Consider the following 20,235-nt stretch of genomic DNA (forward strand, 5'->3'; position numbering starts at 1 on the left):
CGATGGCCGAGGAGCCAGCGCCGCGTGCGCTGATCGCACCGCTGTTGTTCACCGTCACGTCCGCCGCGCCGCTGGCCTGGGCGACGATGCCCTGACTGTTGCTGGCCCCGAGCGTCTGGATCGCCCCGGTGTTGACGATGTTCTGCGCACCAGTGACCGACAGCGTACGGATGCCGCGCTGCTGATCGCCACGCGCAACCAGCTCACCGCTGTTGCTGATGCTGATCGTGCCGAGGCCGCTGCCGCCATTGAAGGCGTTACCGGCCAACAGCGCCGCGCCCGCGCCGTTGACGTCGATCAGCGGGCCGGTGAAGCGGATGCCGACGTCGCCGCCGAGGGTCAGCGCCTGGATCCCGAAGGCGCCGATGCCGCTGCCATCGCCCGTTCCGGCATCCGAATGGGTGATGATCGTGCCGCCAGCGTCGACGTTCACTGTGCCGGTCGGCGACTGCGTCGAGGCGTAGAGGCCGTTGGCATTGCTGTGCAGGGTTTCGATGCGATCGCCGCGATAGTTGACCTGAACGTTACCGCCGGTCGAATCAACACGGATGCCGCCGGCACCGAAGCCGCTGGCGAACAGATCGCCGGAATAATCGATCAGGGCATTGTTGTTCTCGGCACTGACGATGATTGCGTAGGCACGGGTAGTGTTTGGGCTGCCAAATACATTGATGTTGCCGCTGCCGGATACGCTGACGTCGCCAGTCCCCCGCTTGATGACGTAGATCGCCCGCGAACCGGCAGTATTGGCGGTGCTGCCAACGTTGAGTTCGGCGTTGTTTTCGATGCTGATCGAACCGGTTGCGCCAACGTTGTCATTGGCGTAGATGCCATGAGCGGCGCCACCGGTGGTGGTGATCGCGCCGTTATTGACGATGGCGATGTTGCCGACCGTGGAGAACGAGCGGATGCCGAAACCGTTCAAGCCGTTGGTGCTGATCGTCCCGCTGTTGGTCAGGCTGGTGTTGCCGCTGCCGCCCTCGGTAAAGATCCCGAAAGCGTTCATGCCGACGCTCTGCAGGCTGGCAGCGTTGACCACGGTGGTGTCGCCATTGATCGCGCGGGTGTGCACGCCGGCGTGGTTGCCGATGCCAGCGGTCGGCAAGGTTTCATCGCCGATCGGTGGGCCGGCGGACAGTGCGTCATCGTTGTTGACCAGGATGTTCACCCCGGCGCCGACATTGACGTTGGTCTCGCCAGTGCCGGTGGCCTTGGTCCAGATGCCGTTGCCACCAGACACGGTAATCTGGCCGCTGCCCTGATGGCTCAGGTTAATCGCCCCGCCACCGCTGCCATTGATATCGATGCCGTCGTGCTCGTTGCCGACCACGGTGTTGAGGATATTCAGCGTGGTGCCGGAGGTAACCGAGAATGTCGACGAACCTGTACCGGCGTTGGTGATTGCCAGAGCGTCCAGCCCGCTGCCAGCGACACTGACCGTGTTGCTGCCGCCATCGAGCGTCAGGCCGGCGTTGCCGCTGCCGCCGATCACGTTGGCGAACACGGCATTAGCCGCTGTCGGCGGTGTGCTGTTGATCGTGGTACCGCTGAGGCTCAGCGTCGAGTTGGCGTTATTGCCTCTGCTCAACAGTGAAGAGCCGGCGGTGGTGGTGATGGTCGTGCCGGGCTGGGTGGTGATGGACGCATCCACGCCGGCAGCGGGCAAACAGGTTTGCGAAACGCTGTAGGCCCCCGCTGCCAAAGGACCGCATGCAGCTTGTGCGTCATTCAAGATCAAGGCATTGGCGATGGCGATGAGTAAGGCGCTGCGCATGAAGTGCGGGGCGCCATGTCCCTGTATACCGTCCATTGAAACCTCCCTGTCTCACGCTGGATGCTTGCGCCAACTGTGGGACCGAGCAGGCTCACTCCCACAGTGGTTTGCGTTGTCTGCGCTATCAACTCTAGTCGGTATTTTCAGGTAAGCGCAGCCGGGCAAAAAGAATGAACCCAACGCCCCTCTCGTCGCCTAACGCACAGACCATCAGGAGTTAAGCCTATGCAAATCGAAACCGTGTGGATCGTATTGGCGGTCATTCTCGTGCTGATCGAGCTTTGGGCCATCAACCGGGTGCGTAAAAGCGAGGGGAAATCGAGCAATAAAGGCGTGTGGATCGTGCTGATCGTGTTCGTGCCGCTGTTCGGCCTGATCGCCTGGGCGTTGGCGGGGCCCAAGCATGTCGGTCGCGGCTCGCCTTCCCAGGCCAGCCGTTAAGCAATGACGCAGGCCCGTCTCAAGCATCACCCGCAGCCCGGCTTTTGCCGGGCTTGTTATATGCAATGCCCGCCGCGCGGATTTCTTGCAGGCTGCACGAAAGCATTGTGCCTGCTTCGATGCCAGCCCTTGATTTAGAAGGGTTGCGCTTGATCGGGGAGTTGGCATGAGTCCTGCGATAGCCTCTTCCTGAATACACAGCAGCGCGAAAAAGAACGCTGTGTTCAATCCGTGAAAAGCAGAGGCCTCAAAAAATGAATGCCATCGACCTTCTCAAAGCCGACCATGAAAAAGTCAAAGCCATCCTCAGCCAACTGAGTGAGTCCACCGACCGCGCGCTGAAAAAACGCGTCGAGTTGCTGGGCAAACTGGAAATGGAAATCACCATCCACACCCGCCTCGAAGAAGAGATTCTCTACCCTGCGTTCAAGGAAGCCGGCAGCAAGGAAGAAGACATCATGTATTACGAAGCCAAGGAAGAGCACCGCACCGTGGACTCACTGGTACTGCCTGATCTGAAAGAAACCGATCCAGGCACCCCGGAATTTGCCGGTCGGGTCAAAGTGGTCAAGGAGCTGCTGGAGCATCACATCGAAGAGGAAGAACAGGAAATGTTCCCGAAAGCGCAGAAGCTTCTGGGCAAGGCCAAGCTCGAGGAATTGGGCGCACAGATGGAAGCCATGAAAGCCAGTCACAAAAAGGAAATGGCGGCCAACAAGATCGCCGCGTAAAGCGTTGAAGACACCAAAGCCCGGCAGCAATGCCGGGCTTTTTTGTGCGCCCAAACTGGGCCTCGCTCTCACATTGGATATTTGGGCGTTCGGGAGTTTCTGAGCAAGCCACGAAACCTGTGGGAGTGAGCTTGCTCACGAAGGCGTCAGGTCAGCCAGACCCTCTATGACTGACACTCCGCTTTCGCGAGCAGGCTCGCTCCCACATTGGATATACGTATGTTCGGCAATTCCTGAGCAAGCCACGAAACCTGTGGGAGCGAGCCTGCTCGCGAAGGCGTCAGGTCAGCCAGACCCTCTATGACTGACACTGCACTTTCGCGAGCAGGCTCGCTCCCACAGGGCCAGTGTCGGATTTGATGCAGGTTGTGATCAAACCGCCCAAGGTGGCCCGGTCTCGAATTTCGCTTCAATCCATTCCTTGAACGCCACCACTGCCGCCGCGGGAAACCGCGAAGACGGCCTGACCAGATAGACGCCGCCCGCCGAATCCAGATGCCAGTCGGGCAGCACGTGAATCAGCTGCCCTGCCGTCAGATCGCGGCTCATCAGCCAGTCGCCGGCACCGAGTATGCCGGCATCGGCGCGGGCGGCGGCGAGCAGGGATTCACTGTCGCTGGCGGTCAGGTTGCCGTGTGGCGTAATGGTCTGCACTTCGTTGCCGCGATGCAGACGCCACAGCGGGAACGACGCCAGCCCGCTGAAGCGCAGGCAATTGTGCTGCAGCAGATCCTGCGGGGTTTGCGGCATGCCGTGGGCCTCGATGTAGCCCGGTGACGCGCAGAGAATCCGGCGATGCTCACTGAGCTTTTTTGCAATCAGCCGATTGTCATCAAGCTCGCCGATGCGAATAGCCGCGTCGAAGCCCTGTTCGATGATGTCGACCAGGCCTTCGCTGTAATCGGCCACCAGCGAGACCTGCGGGTGAGCCTTGAGAAATTCCGGCAGCAGCGGCCCCAGCCATAACCGCCCCATCGCCGCCGGCAACGCCAGGCGCAGGGTGCCGCGTACTTCGCTGGCACCCTGCACCGCTTGCTGCTGCGCTTCGTTCATCAACTCGACGGCTGCGCGCAGGCGCTGCTCGAGTTGCAGCCCAGCCTCGGTGATACGCACGTGGCGCGTCGAGCGTTCCACCAACCGCACGCCCAGTCGCTTCTCCATCGCCGCAAGGCGCTTGGAAACGATGGTCGGATGACGCTGCAACAAACGCCCCGCCGCGACAAACGAGCCTTGCGCGGCGACGGCGAGGAAAGCAGCGATTTCATCGCTGTGCGGGTTGCTCAGAACATCCAGATTCATGGTTGTAAAATGATCGCCCCTGATGATCGGCCCGATTCAAGATCGGCGTGCGCTTGTGCCGCGTCAGCCAATGAATAACGCGCGCGGATTTGCGGCGTGATGATACCGGCGGCAACAGCGGCCAGCACATCTTGCGCGCGCTCCTGATATTCGGCTGTCGTGGCGGTGTGCGCGGCCAGCGACGGACGGGTCAGGAACAGCGAGCCCTTGGCGTTCAGCGTGGCCATTTCCACCGCCGCCGGCGCGCCGGTCTGCGCGCCGAACGAGACCATCAATCCGCGTGGGCGCAAGCTGTCCAGCGAGGCCTGAAAAGACACCCGGCCAATCGGGTCATACACCACGTCGACCTTGCGCCCCTCGGTAATACGTAACACGTCGGCGGCTAGGGTCTCGGCATCGAACACCAGCACTTCGTCACAGCCGGACGCGCGAGCTTTGTCGACACTGGCCTGCTTCGACACCACACCGATTACTGTTGCGCCAAGGTGTTTGGCCCATGGCACCATGATTTCCCCAAGACCTCCCGCGACACCGTAGAGCAGCATCGTCGTGCCCGGCCCGACCGGGTAAGTCGCCTTGAGCAGATACTGCGCGGTGATGCCTTTGAACAACACCGCCGCCGCCTCTTCGAACGACAGCTCATCAGGGATCTTCACCAGACGCTCTGCCGGAAACAGCCGCGCCGAGGCGTAACCGCCCAAGGGGCCAGTGGCGTAAGCGACCCGATCACCGACGCGGACATTGCTCACACCGGCACCGACCGCCGCCACCCGACCCGCGCCTTCCAGACCCAGCCCCGACGGCAACGCCACGGGCACTGCACCTTTGCGCTGGCTGACATCGAGGTAATTGACGCCCACCGCCGCTTGCTCCAGCCAGACCTCGCCGGACCCGGGGGCCTGTTCGCTGACAGCGTGCAATTGCAGGACATCCGGTGCGCCCGTTTCGGTGAAGCGAATTGCGTTGGCCATGGTCATCTCCATTGATTTGTTAAGCGTTGAGCTCAGTCTGAAAGCGCAGCACTCAACGAACAACCCAGCCTGAATGCAGTTCATTGCTGCACTTGATGCAGCTATCCACGCATAAAAAAGGAGCGGCATTGCTGCCGCTCCTCTTTGAAAAATTAATCGAACGCGCCGTTGAGCACCTCGTAGATCAGCCCGGTGGCCAGCGCAACAAGGATCAGGTCGGTACCCACCTGTTGCCATTCGTAGCCGTCATAGTGCGGCAAATGGCCGAGCATGCGCCCGTCCAGCTTCTTGGCGATCCCCGGGGGCAATGGCTTGCCCCGCGCCAGATTCTTTTGAATACCCGGCGGCAGCGGCGGCCCCGGATTCCAGTATTCGCCGCGATAACCGCCGACGATGCCGAGAATATTGCCGCGATCAATGCTCGGCCCGCCGCGATAGCCAGAGGGTTGCTGGCCCTTGTTGCCATTGCCTTGGCCGCCCCCGCCCTGTTTGCCGTGATCCTGCATGTTTTGCGGTTTGCCCTTGCCGTTGCCCTGGCCGCCCTGACCACCCTGCCCCTTGCCATTGCCGGGGTCAGCCAGTGCCGTCGTGCTGCCGATTACAAGCGCGAGGCAAGACAACGCGACAATCAATCTGCGAGCTTTTCTCATGTGCGATTCCTTCGGTGTGGGGGATGCTTTGAAGTATGGGGTAATGTGCTCAGCTTAGTGGATTTCTTCTTGCTGACCACTCGGCCTTGCGTCAGGATTCCCACCCTCTCCACCCCTGATCGAAAAATCATGAATCGCCAAAAGAAGCTGCAGCAGTTGTTCAAGGAAAAGGCCAAAAAGGCCAATGCCAAACTGGCTCCGAAAAAGCCCAAATACATCTGCAAGGCCGACCGCCTGAAGCTGGAAGCCGAAGCGGCGCAAGCGGCGGCCGAAAACAGCGAAAGCTGATTCAGGCTGTCTGCCGCGACGTCAGCCAGGTCATCAGCGCCGCCAGCACGAGCAATGCCGCGCTGGCGAAAAACGTCAGCCGATAACCGCTGCCGTCGAACAGCAGACCACCGATGGTAGAACCCGAGGCAATCGACAACTGCACCACCGCCACCATCAGCCCACCGCCGGCTTCGGCATCGTCGGGCAGCGTGCGCGCCAGCCACGACCACCAGCCCACCGGCGCGGCAGTGGCGATCAATCCCCACAAGCCGAGCAACACAAACGTCGCCACCACTGAACTGCCCATCCCTATGAGCGCCACCGCGATGATCGCCATCAACAGCGGGATGGCGATCACTACTCTGTACAGACCTGACTTCAGCACCGACCCGATGATCACCGTGCCGATAAACCCGGCCACACCAATGACCAGCAAAATCATCGACAGCACCGAAACGTCGACCCGGGTCACGGTCTCCAGAAACGGTCGCAGGTAGGTGAACAGAACAAACTGGCCCATGAAGAACAGGCCGGCGCCAAGCATGCCCAACGCCACCCTGCGGCTTTTGAACAACGCAAAGACATTGGCTGCGCTGGACTTGCGCGGCGCGGCCGGGAGCGCGGGCAAGCTGATCCATTGCCAGAGCAGCGCAATCAACGCCACGGGTATCAGGCAGAAAAACGCCCCGCGCCAGCCAATCACACTGCCCAAATAACTGCCCAACGGCGCCGCCACGACGGTCGCCAGGGCATTGCCACCGTTAAAAATGGCCAGTGCCTTGGGCACGCTGGCGGAGGGTACCAGACGCATGGCCAACGCCGCTGACATCGACCAGAAGCCGCCAATCACCACACCGATCAATGCGCGGCCAATCATGTACACCGTGTAATTGGGCGCTAGGCCGACCACCAGCCCGGACGCACACATCAGCGCGGTCAACAGCAGCAACAGGCGCTTGCGATCCATCGAGCCGGCGAGCCTGGTGATCGTCAGGCTGGTCAGCACCGCGAACGCGCCGGAGATGGCAATGCCATAGCCGGCCAGGCCTTCACTGATGTGCAAGTCCGTAGCCATTGGCGTGAGCAGACTGACCGGCATGAACTCGGAAGCGATCAGGGCGAAGACACACAAGGTCATCGCGAATACGCCGCTCCAGTACGCCCGTTGTTCGCCGTCAGTGGACGCTTCCATGGGCTGGGCTGTCGGGGTATCGATTACTTGAGCCGTCATGCGAAAACCTGTCTTGAAGAAGAAATCATCGAGGCACTTCTGCCCCGTTACTCAGGCTGCAAAGCTTGACGGATCGGGCTTAACTTGATTAGTAGCGGTAATCTTCATGTGCTTTTGAGAGAAATTCAGCAATGAGCAATGCCAAAGTCAACGACCTGCAGGCCTTTCTGGCGGTGGCCCAGGAGCAAAGCTTCACCAAGGCTGCCGCCCGCCTCGGCGTCACGCCGTCTGCGCTGAGTCATACGGTCCGCGCGCTGGAGCAGCGTCTGGGTATCCGCTTGCTCGCTCGTACGACGCGCAATGTCTCGCCGACCGAGGCTGGCGAACGCTTGATGCATTCGATTGCGCCGCTGTTCGAGCAGATCAGCGCCGAGCTCGAAGCCCTCGGCGAATTGCGCGACAAGCCCAGCGGCACGATCCGCATTTCCTGCACGGACGATCAGATTGAATTGTGCATCCGGCCGATGCTTGCGCAGTTTTTGCAGGACTACCCGGACATCACCCTGGAATTTTACGTCGATTACGGATTTACCAATGTGGTCAAGGAACGCTTCGATGCAGGCATCCGTCTCGGTGAATCGATCAGCAAAGACATGATCGCCGTGCGCATAGGCCCGGACTGGCGCCTGGCCGTGGTGGCCTCGCCCGAGTACTTCGCTCGTCACCCGGCACCCGCCACGCCGCATCAGTTGACGGAGCACACTTGCATCAACATCCGCCATCAACCGGCCGGCGCCATTTACGCCTGGGAGTTTGCGCACAAGGGTCAGGACTTCAGCGTGAAGGTCGACGGGCAACTGGTGTTCAACAGCATCATGCATGTGCTCAACGCCGCCGTGGATGGCATCGGCGTGGCGTACGTGCCCGAACAATTGGTCGCGCCGTATCTGGCCGACGGGCGACTGGTGGAAGTGCTGGAAGAATGGTGCCCGACGTTTCAGGGCTATCACCTGTATTACCCGAACAGACGCCAGAGCTCGGCAGCGTTTGCAGCGTTTGTCGAAGCGCTGAAATACAACCGCTGACAAACGCAACTCTTCAATCCAACTCAAATCCCTGTGGGAGCGAGCCTGCTCGCGAAGGCGTCGGCACGTTCAACCTCATCATCGCCTGACCCACCGCTTTCGCGAGCAGGCTCGCTCCCACAATGGTCCGGGGCAAGGCCACAATCTTCAGCGCAACCCAAATCCCTGTGGGAGCGAGCCTGCTCGCGAAGGCGTCGGCACATTCAACCTCATCATCGCCTGACCCACCGCTATCGCGAGCAAGCTCGCTCCCACAATGGTCCGGGGCAAGGCCACAATCTTCAGCCCAATCCAAATCTCTGTGGGAGCGGGCTTGCCCGCGAAGGCGTCGGCAAATTCAACATCATCATCGCCTGACCCACCGCTTTCGCGAGCAGGCTCGCTCCCACAGGGAATGCAGGTGAATCAGAAGGCCGCAACCCATCTGAATTTTCCCGTCAATCTGCCCCCTAAATTCTGAGCGGTCGATACACGTCCGCCGATGCAAGGAGGGTCAGCATGCATGTCGGATAACCAAAAGCCTTTGCCGCGCAACACACAGGAATTCACCCAAACACTATTGAGCCGTTTGCTCATGGCACGCGGGCCCGGCGGTCAGGAGGACGAGGTCCGGGCGATCTGCCTGGAAGAACTGCGGCGCCATTGCGACGAGGTGTGGACCGATCGGGCCGGGAATGTAATTGGTTTGCTCAAGGGCAGCGAACCCGATCCGGACGGCGAGCACGCTGTGCGCATCATGGGCCACATGGATGAGATCGCCATGCTGGTCAAACGCGTCGAGCCGGACGGTACGTTGCGGGTGGTTGCCCTCGGCGGTGCGAATCCGGTGAATTTCGGTGTGTGTCCGGTGGATATTCTCGGCGATGCGCAAACCCTGCCCGGCGTGCTCTCATTCGGCTCGATGCACGCCACCACAGGCTCGCCGCAGGGCCAGGATGTGATGAGCGGCGCGGTGGAGTGGAAAGACGTGCACATCATCACCCGCCACGACCCGCAAACCTTGCAAGACATGGGCGTGCGTCCCGGCACCCGCGTCGTGCTCAGCCAGCACTGGCGCACGCCGTTCCGGGTGGGTGACGCCACCGCTGCGCATTTTCTCGATGACCGCGCGCCTGTCGTCGCCATGCTCCAGGCCGCCGAGCAACTCAAGCGCAGCCCGACCGAATTGGCGCACAACACCTACTTTGTCTTCACCACCCTCGAGGAAGAAAGCAACGCCGGCGCAATGTACGCCGCTGCGCACCTGCCCGGCGACACCACAATCGCGGTGGAAGTCGGCCCGGTGATGAGCGAGTACGCAACGCGATTGAGCGTTGACCCGATCATCGATACCGGCGACCAGAAAGGCTATTACTCGCGCGGCGTGGTCATGGCCTTGGCCGACGCAGCCAAGCGTTGCGGCTTCGATCCACAGTTCGCCCTGCTGGTGGATTTCGCCTCCGACGCCAGCGCGGTGATGAGCTCAGGCATCAGCGCCCAGGCCGGCTGCATCGCAATCCCGACCGAAAATACCCATGGTTTCGAACTGGTGATCGACGGCGCGATTGAAGCGTGCGCGCAGACGTTGGTGAAATATCTGCAAGGCCCGCAGAACGAGGTATCGACTTGAGCCGCAGCCCAATAAAAAGGGAGGCCCATTACAGGCCTCCCTCGTTTTTCACCCTCAAGAAGTTCCCAACCCCTGTGACAAATCCGAAGACGACGGCCGCGCCGGATCCGGCTTGGTTTCAACCTCGGTCTGTTCAGTGGTCCGAGTCACCGTGTCACGCACTGCTTCATACCCTTCCTGAGCTTTCTGCTTGGCCTTGTCGACCATGCCCGCGCTGGTACGGCCCATGTAGCGCTGTTCAGTGGAAGTAGTCGGCAACGCCGCGCCGAGCAATGCACCGAGCGCAACCCCAGCGGCAGCGACCATCAGCGGTTGCTCCTTGAGCATGTGACTGAACTGCTGGCCAAGCACTTGCGAATTACGCGACAGTCGATCACTGGCGTCATGCATCGCATGGCTGAGGTTTTCCTTCGCTGCACCAACGTTTTCACCGAGGTGGCTGGCCTTGCCTTTCAGCGCCTCATAGCCGCCCTTCAGCGAGTCTGTAGTCGAGTGCAAATGCGCGCGGGCGCTGTCGATGCCGTCGGCCAAACCGTCGGCCCACTCGCCGGCCTTGTCCTGATCCGGCCCGCTGCGATAGGTCGGTTGCGGCACGGGCGGGCGATTCTGGCTCATCATCAACCAGAGCAGCCCCACCGAAGTCAGCACCGCCGGCACCGGGTTATTACGCACGCTGGTGCCGAGGTTGGTGAAGAACGTCGAGCCGTTGCTCTGCATCATTCCCCAAGCCTGATCGATCATTTGCCCGGGAGTGAATTTGCTCTCCAGTTGATCGACGATATTGCCGATGCTCGCGCGTTGCGCATCGATTTCGCGTTCGATCTGCTCCGGGCTTTTTTCCGCTTCGATATCCAGTTCGCTTTTCATGAGACTTTCCTCCGCAGCGCTTCCTGATCCTTGTTCAAGGCGTCGAGGGTGCGATCAGGTTTGAAGTGAGATGGCTCGAATTGCTTCTTCCCGGATTGCAGCATGGCGAAGCCGATGATCATCACCACCACGCCGACGATCAGCGCGGCCAGCCATGGCGCCATGAACATACTCAGGCCGTACACCGCCGACATCAGCAGAATGATGAAGCCGGCGAGGAACACGATCGCACCACCAGCAACCGCACCGATACCCGCCTTCAGCGTGCTGAGGCTGTTCTGCAGTTCGGCTTTTGCCAATGCCAGTTCCTTGGTGAACAACGCTGGCACCTCGCGCGACAGTTGTCGCAACAGGCCGACCACCGAAGCGTCATCCGTTTGGCCGAGGGGCCTTGCCCCGCTCAGATCAGATTCATCTCTGTTCATCACAGTTCTCCTTTGGCGTCGGATGCGTGCGGTACGGAAGCCGCGGCAAAATCAGAGGGGTGATCGCTGTCACTGGGTGAGGTCGGAGTGATGCCGGTGGCCAGTCCCGGATTAGCGTGGGTCGACGGCGGCATTGACGATTCATAAGGCCGCTGCGCGCCGTAATCGGCTGGCGGTGGCGTCGATGTCGTGCCCGCCGCCGGATCGTGCTCGGCGCTGACCGTCGCTGCTGCGGCCGTGCCGGCTTTGAGAAACCGCGACAGGCCGAAACCGATGGCGATGCTGCCAGCGATGAATAGCCCCGGATTGCTGCGCGCCAGATCCGCCGCATCATGCAGCAACTGCTCGGCACTCTTGCCGCGCAGGTTGCCCGCCAGCCCGGTCATGGAATCCGCCATATCCGTCAGGTAGTCGGACATGCCCAGCGTGTCCTTGTCCTGCAACTCCGAGACGAAGCTCTTTGCGCCTTGGGCCAATGCTTCTATCTGTTCCGCCGCGGTGTCGCGGTACTGTCCGAATTGCGCGTCGGCCTGTTGCCGCGCGCCGCCAATTGCTTCGTTGACGTCGTCCTTCAAATGTTCAAAACCCTGTCCAGGCTTGCTGTTCGGATCACCTGATTCAAAGCCTGCCCTGCTGTCTTGAGTATTCATGTGGCCCCTCGCGTTCTGACTTGAAAACGGAAAAACGGGACTACACGGCAACATTGCCTCGAGCCCCCACATAGAAGATGACGGAGCAGCTTGCGCGAGAGTTCAAAGAGGTTGATGAGCGTGCGACATCAGGTCTGGATCAGCGACGAAAGGTTGCGCTTGGCACGATTGCGTTGAGCTTCTGCGCCTGACTGCGGTCAAGACAAGGCACAAGCATTTATCTGCAACACGACGCTGAAACCCGCAACAACGCCGATAGATGGCAGAATCCCCACACCCTGATCACTTCGGAGACCGCAATGCTTCGCCTGTTTGAAGAAAGGCTCGACCCCTTCCCGCCCGATGAGGCGCCGCCACCGCCAGTCGGCCTGATGCGATTTCTGTGGGCCTGCACCCGGGGGGCACGCGGTTACATCCTGGCCTTCGCCCTGCTCAGCGCCAGCGTGTCGATCTACGAGGCATGGTTGTTTTCGTTCCTCGGGCAAGTGGTGGATCTGCTCTCGACCTGGCAATCCGGCGGCGCCGCGGGTGATGAGGAAAGCCGCGTGTTGTGGGGCATCGGCATTGTGCTAGTGGTCAGCATCGGGCTGGTGGCGCTACGCACGATGGTTCAGCACCAGATCCTTGCGATCAATCTGCCGCTGCGCCTGCGCTGGGACTTTCACCGGTTGATGCTGCGGCAAAGTCTGTCGTTCTTCTCCGACGAGTTCTCCGGCCGGGTCACGACCAAGGTCATGCAGACTGCGCTGTCGGTGCGCGAGGTGCTGTTCACCCTGATCGAAATCCTCCCCGGCATCGGCGTGTACTTCATTGCGATCATCGCGCTGGCCGGTGGCTTTGCGCTGAAGCTGATGCTGCCGTTTCTGGCGTGGATTGTTCTGTTCGGGCTGGCGATGGTGTATTTCGTGCCGCGTCTGGGCAAGGTCGGCCAGGAACAGGCCGATGCGCGCTCGTCGATGACCGGGCGGATTGCCGACGCCTACACCAACATCACCACGGTCAAACTGTTCTCGCACTCCAAGCGTGAAGCGCACTTTGCCCGTGCAGCGATGGAAGATTTCAAGCTCACCGGATTCCGCCAGATGCGGCTGGTCAGCCAGTTCGAAATCGTCAATCAGGCGCTGGTGGTCGCGCTGATTCTCGGTGCCGGCGGTTATGCGTTGTGGCTGTGGCATCAGGGCGAAGTCGGCACCGGCGCCGTCGCGGCGATCACCGCCATGGCGCTGCGCATCAATGGCATGTCGCACTGGATCATGTGGCAGATGACCTCGCTGTTCGAAAACATCGGCACCGTCCAGGACGGCATGGCCACCCTGACCAGCGGCCCGAAAGTCCAGGATGCGCCGGATGCCAAAGTGCTGGAGCCGGCCGGCGGCGAAGTGGTTTTCGACAATGTCAGCTTCAACTACAACGGCGAACGCCAAGTGCTCGACGGCTTGACCCTGCACATTCGCCCCGGCGAAAAAATCGGCCTGGTCGGCCGCTCCGGTGCGGGCAAGTCGACGCTGATCAACCTGCTGCTGCGCTTCTACGACGTTGATCGCGGCGAGATCCGCATCGATGGGCAGAACATCGCCGAGGTCACCCAGGACAGCCTGCGCAGCGTGATCGGCATGGTTACCCAAGACACGTCGCTGTTGCACCGTTCGATCCGTGACAACATCGCCTACGGTCGCCCGGACGCCACCGACGAAGACATCCATCGCGCGGCAGTGAACGCCCAGGCCGATGGTTTTATCAGTCAGTTGAGCGACAAGCAGGGCCACAGCGGTTACGACACGCTGGTCGGCGAACGCGGTATCAAGCTCTCCGGCGGGCAGCGCCAACGCATCGCCATCGCCCGGGTGATGCTGAAGAACGCACCGATCCTGTTGCTCGACGAAGCCACCAGCGCACTGGATTCCGAGGTTGAAGTCGCGATCCAGGAAAGCCTCGATGAAATGATGCAGGGCAAAACCGTGATCGCCATCGCCCACCGCTTGTCGACCATTGCGGCCATGGACCGGCTGATCGTCATGGACGAAGGCCGCATCATCGAACAAGGCACCCACGCGCAATTGCTGGAGAAGAACGGCACCTATGCGCGGCTGTGGCAGCACCAGAGTGGCGGGTTCCTGGGTGAGGATCGCGGTTTGGTTGAGGTGATGGAGGAGTGATCAGGCTGGAGGGCCGGGGCCGGCCCTCCAGCGATTGGCCTATATGGTGACGGGGCTTTCGGCATCAATCGGAAGCTTTACGCGAAACACGGTTCCGCCCTTCAGGTCAGAGCTGACTTCGATTGAGCCGGCATGCGAGGCGACGATTTCCGAGGCGATAAACAGGCCCAGCCCGAGGCCAGCGACGGGCCCGTGATCAACTACGGAGCGCTGCGAGAAGCGCCCCATCGGGTTGAAGATGAACGGCAACACGTCTTCCGGAATCGGCTCCCCGCCGTTGTGCACCGTGAACACCGCGCAATCCTCCCGAGCTTCCAGTGCAACCGTAACCGGAAACTGATTATCGCCGTGGGTCACCGCATTGCTGATGATGTTGGAAAAGACCTGTTCCATCCTGGCGCCATCGAACGCTCCCATCACCGCTTCCGTCGCATCGAAACGCACGTTGGCCTGCGGATGAAAGGCGCGGATTTCCTCGATCACCCGCTCGCACACAGGGCTGAGATCGATCAGGGATTTTTTCACCGGAATCCCCGGCCCCATCTGGCAGCGCGTCAGATCCAGCAGGTCGCCCACGATCTGGCTGGCGCGCTGCACGCTGGCGTAGATCTGCCTGGCCACTTTGCCGGTGCGCGGGTCGGTAGCTTCGGTACGACGCAACATATCCGCACCGAGCAGAATCGCCCCCAGCGGCGTGCGCAAGTCATGGCCGAGAATCCCCAGAAACACGTTTCGCGAAGCCTCAACGGCACGGGAGTAGCTGGCAATCGACTCGGCCAGCGCCTGGTCGATGGCTTCGTGAAAACGCGTCATGTCGTCAACATTCACTGATTTGCCATCCTTGACCTGACGCAGCCACTGGCTCAGCACACTGGTGCGCAGCGCGCGGTATTCCGACACCATCTGATCGATGGTGAAGCCGGCCATCAGCCGCGTCACCGCGTGGGTTTCCGCAGCTGTTTCTTCATCGTCGCGCGGCGCTTGGCCCTGGGCTTTGGCGATTTGTTCGCTCATGGTCTGCTTGGTCCGCAGATCGATGACGATGGCGCGCAACATCTGCTCGGCGTGATCGCGCAGCGCGACGTTATCGAGCTCCACCCCCGGCGTCTCGATGGTGCGGGCGAAATCTTCCCAGGCCTGCAGGATCGGCTCTAGGTTTTCGAGAATGAAATCTGGCAGGCGCATGGCTGTAGTCCGCAGGGAAATCCATCAACGCCAGCAGCTGAGCCGGCGCAGATTTCGGAAAGGGCAATTCAGGAGTACAGAAGGTACGGCTGACGTTATGCAGCCTACCACCAAAGCGCTGGGCTAACGTTGGAGGAAAATCGAGGGGCTGAAGTGTCGCGGGGCTTACCTACTCCGCGGCCCGGACCGGCCGCTCACCTAATCGCTCAACCAGCCTGACGAGATAACCGTCCGGGTCCTGCACAATGAATTCCCGCTGCCCTGTTTCGACAGTATCTGCCCGATACCAAGTATCGCGGCAGTTGCGAAAGAGAGGAAAACCGGCTTGTTCGAGTCTTTCGAGGACAGCCGCGACCGCGACTACATCTATTTGCAGGTTGATGCCTCGCCCAAAAGGTGTGCTCAGGGGCGCGGTGAGCCACTGGCCAGCCTGCGGGTCGAACTGCTCCAGCATCACCTGCGCGCCGTTCAGATCCAGGTAAGCGAAACCGTCTTCGAGGCGCTGATAGGCCACTTCAAAGCCCAGACAGTTCACCCAGAATGCCAAGCTCTTCGACAGCTCGGTGACCATCAGTTCAGGAACCAGTTTGTTTCGTTCAAGCATGGCGAGAAATCCGTTTCAGAAGCTTATGCAGCGAGGGTTGTTTCACTCCAGGCATCGCTTGGGTGTCAATCGAGTTTGCTCGGCATTCTGCACCTCAGCACTGACATCTGCCTGTTTACGGCTGCTGAATTCAATCGGATAAGGCCCGGTCTGCGCCAGAGCTGCCTGCACACGGCTGACAAAGGCCGCGTCGTCCAGGGTGTAGAAAACCCACACCTGACGCTTTCCGCCGGTGACCGTGCACCCCCACTTCGCGACCCCATCCGCCGTTACGGCCGCCTTTATCAGGCGGTCCACCTGCATCATCCGCGCGGATTCCTTTGAACTCGGCAGGAAGCGATCCGACACGTATTTCCAGCTGATGCGAGCCTTGTACGGAAACGCCTGGATATCCTTGAGATTGAGGTCGGAAGGCATGCGAAAACTCGCTGGCATCGGGTCGTCAGGAAAATCAGACGGTTGGAAATCGCTGTCGCCTGGCACGGCCACTTGCCGTTGCGGATTGTCAGCAGGATCATCACTGAGCAGTATTCTGAGCGCTTCAGCTTGGCGCTCTTCCCGCTCGCTCATGCATTTGTTGTAGGCCGTTGTATGCGCTGGACCGGCATCCAGACAAGGATCGCGCTCTACCGGTTTTGGAGTATGGGAGCGCGTGCAGCCGGTCGTGATCAGGCTTGCCAGCACCAATAAAACAACGGCTGGCCAGATATCAGGGCGCAGGGAAGCGTGGGGAGTGACTTTCAAGTGGCCTTCCTTGGATGAGCAGCAGTACGAGACATATGGAAAACGGCGCATTTTGCCTGCCACCCCTGCCCCATGAACAGGCCAAAGAGGAATTAAAGTGGCAATTCATCACAAGCAGTGCTAGACCAGTCACAGCCGCGTGTGACGAACAGCCACATACTCCCTCAGATGCCTACGCTGGCACCGTTGTCCGGTACGCCAAAATCGCCACCCGGATAAGCACCACCCTCAATGTGATACACGCTCGGCTCTGCGGAAAAATAATCCTCCAGCCCCAGCATGAACCGCTGGTGGTCTTCACTGTCCTCAAAGCCCGGCGAGTGATCCTCAAGCGATTGCCAGCGCACGATAAGATTGAACTGCTCGGGGGTTTCAATACCTTGCGCAAGCAAGTGGCCGCCGTAACCTTTGGCGCGGGTGAGCAACGGTTCGACTTCGGCAAATGCGCGTCGGAAGGCTTCAGTCTGTTGCGGATGAACGGGCAGCACAGCGATCTCGTAAACCATGATGTTTCTCCAAAATCAGTGAGCGGATTCAGACGATGAGTGAAGGCTCGACGGCGATGGCGATTTTTCCCAGCAGACCGTTGTTGGCGCTCTCCAGTCGGGCATGGGCGAGCGGGATGTCGGCAAGGGAATAGACCGCGCCAACGTGGGGCCGCAACTGGCCGCGCTCGACCAACGCGCTCAATTCATCGAGCTTGCCGCGATTCTGCCGGGTGAAAACGAAGTGGTAGCTGGCGTTCTTGCCCCAGGCCTGAACGAGGTTTTGTGGCTGCGCGATGTCGACGATCGAGACGACGCGGCCAAGCTGGGCGAGCGCGTCGGCACTGCGAGACAGGGTATCGCCGCCGATGGTGTCGAACACCACATCAACGCCATGCCCGGCGGTATCGCGCATGATCGCTTCGACGTAGTCCTCTTGGGTGTAATCGATCACCACATCAGCGCCCAGGCTGCGGACAAACTCGGCGTTGGCCTCGCGCACGGTGGTGAACACTCTGGCGCCCATGGCTTTGGCCACCTGAATCGCCACATGGCCGACCCCGCCCGCGCCGCCGTGGATCAGAATGCTTTCGCCAACGCGGAGCACGGCGCGCACGGTCAGCGCTTCCCAAACCGTACCGCCGACCAGACTCAGACTGGCCGCCTCAAGGTGGCTCAGCGCGGCAGGCTTTCTGGCGATGATGCTGTCGGCTGCGACGTGGTACTCGGCATAACTGCCCTGCCCGTCGAATATCTGCGGGGTGTACCAGACCTCGTCGCCCGGCGCGAAAGCGCTGACGCCCGGCCCGATGGCTTCAACCACGCCCGACACGTCGTGACCGGTAATGGCTGGCAGCGGCACCAGATCGGGATAGTCACCGCGCCGAACCTGATAATCCAGCGGATTGATGGAAGTAGCGTGCACTCGGACCAGCACTTGACCCGCTTGCGGAACCGGTTTTAGAACGTCGCTGAGTTCGAACGAATCAGGACCGCCGAAGGATTTCAAAATCATCGCTTTCATGGCAAAACCTCGTATCGATAAAGAGGGATATCGAGAATTCTCGATATCCTAAAGTAAAAAAATTTACAGTTCTTTCCCTATGACCTCTGCAAGCGCGCTGATAGCAGCCTCATTGCGTTTGTAGTAGGTCCATTGACCGATGCGTCGCACTTCCACCAGCCCCACCCGCTGCAACGTGGCCAGGTAACTCGACACCGTCGACTGCGACAAGCCGATACCTTCCTGGATGCTGCTGACGCAGACACCCTCGACGAGAACGTCACCCTCATCCTGCGGGGGGAAGTTCTTGACGGGATCCTTCAGGCCTTCAAGGATCTTGAGGCGCGTCGGGTTCGAGAGGGCTTTGAAGATTTCGATCAGTTCCATGCGCCGAGGATATCGAGATTTTTCGATATGTCAATGTGGTTTTTTGACTCGTTTCTTTCAGGAAACAATCGGGTCCTGAAGAATGCGCGCGTCGGTGCAAGGCCGACCGTCCAGATAGAGCTGTTGGAACTGTGCGCACTCCATGGCTTTCGCAAACAGCCATCCCTGTGCATAGCGCACCTGGTTGGCGCCCAGGAAGTCCAGCTGTGCCGGGGTCTCGACACCCTCAGCGACAAGTGTCAGCCGTAGCGCATGGCCCATCTGAATGACGTGAGTGACCAGTAAGGTCTTCTCCTCTGCTTCGCTGATCTGCTCAACAAAGGATCGGTCGATCTTGAGCACGTCCAGCGGTAATTGCTGCAGGTATTGCAAACTCGAATAGCCGGTGCCGAAGTCATCCAACGCGACAACAAACCCGGCGCTCCGCGCGCGCTCCAGCGTTATTTTCGCTGACGTTAGATCGACGAGGCTGCGCTCTGTCACCTCAAGCCATATCTGCGCGGGTTGCACGTCGAGGCGACGGCTTTCATTCAACAAAGCAGGGATCAGTCGCCCGGAGCTGACGTCGGCTGCGGCCAGATTTAACGCTACGTGCAGTGAACGATCACTGGCGAGCATGGCGCCAAGGTCTGCGAATACGCGGTGAACCACTTGGTCAGTGATCGCTTCGATCAAGCCACTGGATTCGGCCAGCGGGATGAACACGTCCGGGTAGACCAGCGTGCCGTTGGGTTTGCGCCAGCGGATCAAGGCTTCGGCGCCGATGCAGCGCCGGGTCTCAATTTCGATGATCGGCTGATAATGAACCACGAACTCCTGTCGCTGCACCGCGCGCTCCAGTGCCGCCAGCGGGGACAGCTTGCGACGCCACCAGCGCAGGCTCGCAATGACCAGGCCTACGCTGATGACAAGACCGATCGGCAGCAGATAAAGCACGTGCTGCCAGAGGCTGCGCAGCAGTTCCTGTCGCGGGATTGCGGCAATTACGGTGAAGTTGCCCTGGGCCACCAGTGTGTAGAGAAAGCCGTCCTTGAGGCCATGCGTAGGCCCCTCATGCACCAAGGCAAGGAAACTCGCCATGTTCGGGTCCGCCGGGCCGAGCAAGCGGCCCTGACGTGTGCCGACGGCCAGCCTGACGCCTTCATCCAGTACGACTTCGCGAAACTGCTCCGGGTCGACCAGCACGTTGAACGCAGCAAACTGCAACGCCAGCATCGGTTTGATCAGCTCGTTGTCATCCTGCGCATCGATGGACACCTTCACCCCGTCGTCGGTGACGAAATCCTCCGCCCATTGCTTCGACCGCGGCGGCGTGGCGCCCCATGACGTGCAGGCAAATACATCTTCTTCGTAGCCGACCGTCTCGACCGAAAACGTATTGATGGCAATCATGCGCATCTGCTCGATGCCCTGTGGCGAGCAGGGTTCGAGGTCAGTGACAGCAATGCTTTTCAGTGCCTGGGAGGCCTGCGCAAATGTCTGACTGGCGCGATCGTTGGCAATCGCGGCGAGCGTTTGCAGGCGGTCATGAGCCGCGTAGATCGACAGCATCCAGCCAGCCGCGAGGGTCATGCCCAACGGGACGATCACCGCAAGGGCCGTCAGCAATATTCCCCGCCGCATGATCTTGGAACGCTTCATTTCACCGCCCGAATGATTTGGCCCATGACGCGTCTTCGCGACTGCCGGACGCGCCGTTTGCGCGGCACCTACCGCTGCTTTTAGCGT

At 60.5% G+C, this 20,235-nt stretch carries 21 protein-coding genes; 6 read left to right on the top strand and 15 right to left on the bottom strand.

Features of this window, described 5'->3' with window-relative positions; genetic code table 11:
- On the bottom strand, window positions 1-1,810 hold a 1,810-nt coding region (locus AC0IXA_RS23280; protein WP_471814567.1), incomplete at its 3' end, for a beta strand repeat-containing protein.
- A gap of 189 nt (window positions 1,811-1,999) precedes the next feature.
- Between AC0IXA_RS23280 and AC0IXA_RS23285 the strand changes: the two genes are divergently transcribed.
- Entirely contained in the window at window positions 2,000-2,215 is a 216-nt protein-coding gene (locus AC0IXA_RS23285) for a PLD nuclease N-terminal domain-containing protein (protein ID WP_471814568.1), read from the top strand.
- A gap of 254 nt (window positions 2,216-2,469) precedes the next feature.
- Window positions 2,470-2,946: a hemerythrin domain-containing protein gene (locus tag AC0IXA_RS23290; RefSeq protein ID WP_024012575.1), complete on the top strand. Its 477-nt coding sequence runs from the start codon at window positions 2,470-2,472 to the stop codon at window positions 2,944-2,946.
- Between the two features lie 372 nt (window positions 2,947-3,318).
- Here AC0IXA_RS23290 and AC0IXA_RS23295 read toward each other — a convergent pair whose 3' ends face one another.
- The 3 genes from AC0IXA_RS23295 to AC0IXA_RS23305 all read right to left on the bottom strand — a co-directional run bounded on the left by AC0IXA_RS23295 (window position 3,319) and on the right by AC0IXA_RS23305 (window position 5,866).
- Window positions 3,319-4,245, bottom strand: a complete 927-nt coding sequence (locus AC0IXA_RS23295; protein ID WP_471814569.1) for a LysR family transcriptional regulator — start codon at window positions 4,243-4,245, stop codon at window positions 3,319-3,321.
- Window positions 4,242-5,216, bottom strand: a complete 975-nt coding sequence (locus tag AC0IXA_RS23300) for a quinone oxidoreductase family protein (protein WP_471814570.1) — start codon at window positions 5,214-5,216, stop codon at window positions 4,242-4,244. Before AC0IXA_RS23300 ends, AC0IXA_RS23295 begins: the two co-directional genes overlap by 4 nt.
- Before the next feature lie 152 nt (window positions 5,217-5,368).
- Entirely contained in the window at window positions 5,369-5,866 is a 498-nt protein-coding gene (locus AC0IXA_RS23305) for an anti-virulence regulator CigR family protein (RefSeq protein WP_471814571.1), read from the bottom strand.
- A 129-nt stretch (window positions 5,867-5,995) separates the two neighbouring features.
- Here AC0IXA_RS23305 and AC0IXA_RS23310 point away from each other — a divergent pair, with 129 nt between their 5' ends.
- Window positions 5,996-6,154: a DUF2986 domain-containing protein gene (locus AC0IXA_RS23310; protein ID WP_024012572.1), complete on the top strand. Its 159-nt coding sequence runs from the start codon at window positions 5,996-5,998 to the stop codon at window positions 6,152-6,154.
- 1 nt (window position 6,155) lies between these two features.
- Here the strand turns inward: AC0IXA_RS23310 and AC0IXA_RS23315 are convergent, their stop codons facing one another.
- A complete protein-coding gene (locus tag AC0IXA_RS23315; protein WP_471814572.1) occupies window positions 6,156-7,367 on the bottom strand; it encodes an MFS transporter in 1,212 nt (403 codons plus the stop codon).
- A gap of 131 nt (window positions 7,368-7,498) precedes the next feature.
- Between AC0IXA_RS23315 and AC0IXA_RS23320 the strand changes: the two genes are divergently transcribed.
- Window positions 7,499-8,392 (top strand): LysR family transcriptional regulator, encoded by an 894-nt coding sequence (locus tag AC0IXA_RS23320; RefSeq protein ID WP_130930056.1) that lies wholly within the window; start codon window positions 7,499-7,501, stop codon window positions 8,390-8,392.
- 502 nt (window positions 8,393-8,894) lie between these two features.
- Window positions 8,895-10,001 carry a M20/M25/M40 family metallo-hydrolase gene (locus AC0IXA_RS23325; protein ID WP_471814573.1) on the top strand — a complete coding sequence of 369 codons (1,107 nt, stop codon included), beginning with the start codon at window positions 8,895-8,897 and terminating at the stop codon, window positions 9,999-10,001.
- A 54-nt stretch (window positions 10,002-10,055) separates the two neighbouring features.
- On the opposite strand, the gene AC0IXA_RS23330 is transcribed toward AC0IXA_RS23325, so the two are convergent.
- The 3 genes from AC0IXA_RS23330 to AC0IXA_RS23340 are packed head-to-tail and all read right to left on the bottom strand — an operon-like array spanning window position 10,056 to window position 11,943.
- Window positions 10,056-10,868, bottom strand: a complete 813-nt coding sequence (locus AC0IXA_RS23330; RefSeq protein WP_471814574.1) for a DUF3618 domain-containing protein — start codon at window positions 10,866-10,868, stop codon at window positions 10,056-10,058.
- Complete coding sequence (locus AC0IXA_RS23335; protein WP_024012566.1) at window positions 10,865-11,293, bottom strand: phage holin family protein; 429 nt, start codon at window positions 11,291-11,293, stop codon at window positions 10,865-10,867. Before AC0IXA_RS23335 ends, AC0IXA_RS23330 begins: the two co-directional genes overlap by 4 nt.
- On the bottom strand, window positions 11,293-11,943 hold the full coding sequence (locus tag AC0IXA_RS23340) for a hypothetical protein (RefSeq protein WP_400502929.1): 651 nt from the start codon (window positions 11,941-11,943) through the stop codon (window positions 11,293-11,295). Before AC0IXA_RS23340 ends, AC0IXA_RS23335 begins: the two co-directional genes overlap by 1 nt.
- 299 nt (window positions 11,944-12,242) lie before the next feature.
- Here AC0IXA_RS23340 and AC0IXA_RS23345 point away from each other — a divergent pair, with 299 nt between their 5' ends.
- Complete coding sequence (locus tag AC0IXA_RS23345; RefSeq protein ID WP_056784851.1) at window positions 12,243-14,099, top strand: ABC transporter ATP-binding protein; 1,857 nt, start codon at window positions 12,243-12,245, stop codon at window positions 14,097-14,099.
- Between the two features lie 39 nt (window positions 14,100-14,138).
- Here AC0IXA_RS23345 and AC0IXA_RS23350 read toward each other — a convergent pair whose 3' ends face one another.
- The 7 genes from AC0IXA_RS23350 to AC0IXA_RS23380 all read right to left on the bottom strand — a co-directional run bounded on the left by AC0IXA_RS23350 (window position 14,139) and on the right by AC0IXA_RS23380 (window position 20,148).
- On the bottom strand, window positions 14,139-15,284 hold the full coding sequence (locus AC0IXA_RS23350; protein ID WP_471814575.1) for an ATP-binding protein: 1,146 nt from the start codon (window positions 15,282-15,284) through the stop codon (window positions 14,139-14,141).
- A 169-nt stretch (window positions 15,285-15,453) separates the two neighbouring features.
- Window positions 15,454-15,888 (bottom strand): bleomycin resistance protein, encoded by a 435-nt coding sequence (locus AC0IXA_RS23355; RefSeq protein ID WP_217863675.1) that lies wholly within the window; start codon window positions 15,886-15,888, stop codon window positions 15,454-15,456.
- Window positions 15,889-15,930: 42 nt separating this feature from the next.
- Window positions 15,931-16,632, bottom strand: coding sequence for a DUF695 domain-containing protein (locus AC0IXA_RS23360; RefSeq protein WP_341637803.1), 702 nt, complete (start codon window positions 16,630-16,632; stop codon window positions 15,931-15,933).
- 164 nt (window positions 16,633-16,796) lie between these two features.
- Entirely contained in the window at window positions 16,797-17,138 is a 342-nt protein-coding gene (locus AC0IXA_RS23365; RefSeq protein ID WP_341637804.1) for an antibiotic biosynthesis monooxygenase family protein, read from the bottom strand.
- A gap of 28 nt (window positions 17,139-17,166) precedes the next feature.
- A complete protein-coding gene (locus tag AC0IXA_RS23370; RefSeq protein ID WP_471814576.1) occupies window positions 17,167-18,141 on the bottom strand; it encodes a zinc-dependent alcohol dehydrogenase family protein in 975 nt (324 codons plus the stop codon).
- A 63-nt stretch (window positions 18,142-18,204) separates the two neighbouring features.
- Window positions 18,205-18,507: an ArsR/SmtB family transcription factor gene (locus tag AC0IXA_RS23375; RefSeq protein WP_071171906.1), complete on the bottom strand. Its 303-nt coding sequence runs from the start codon at window positions 18,505-18,507 to the stop codon at window positions 18,205-18,207.
- A 57-nt stretch (window positions 18,508-18,564) separates the two neighbouring features.
- Window positions 18,565-20,148 (bottom strand): EAL domain-containing protein, encoded by a 1,584-nt coding sequence (locus AC0IXA_RS23380; protein WP_471814577.1) that lies wholly within the window; start codon window positions 20,146-20,148, stop codon window positions 18,565-18,567.
- Between the last annotated feature and the right edge of the window lie 87 nt (window positions 20,149-20,235).

Source organism: Pseudomonas sp. AC083, from assembly GCF_979253165.1.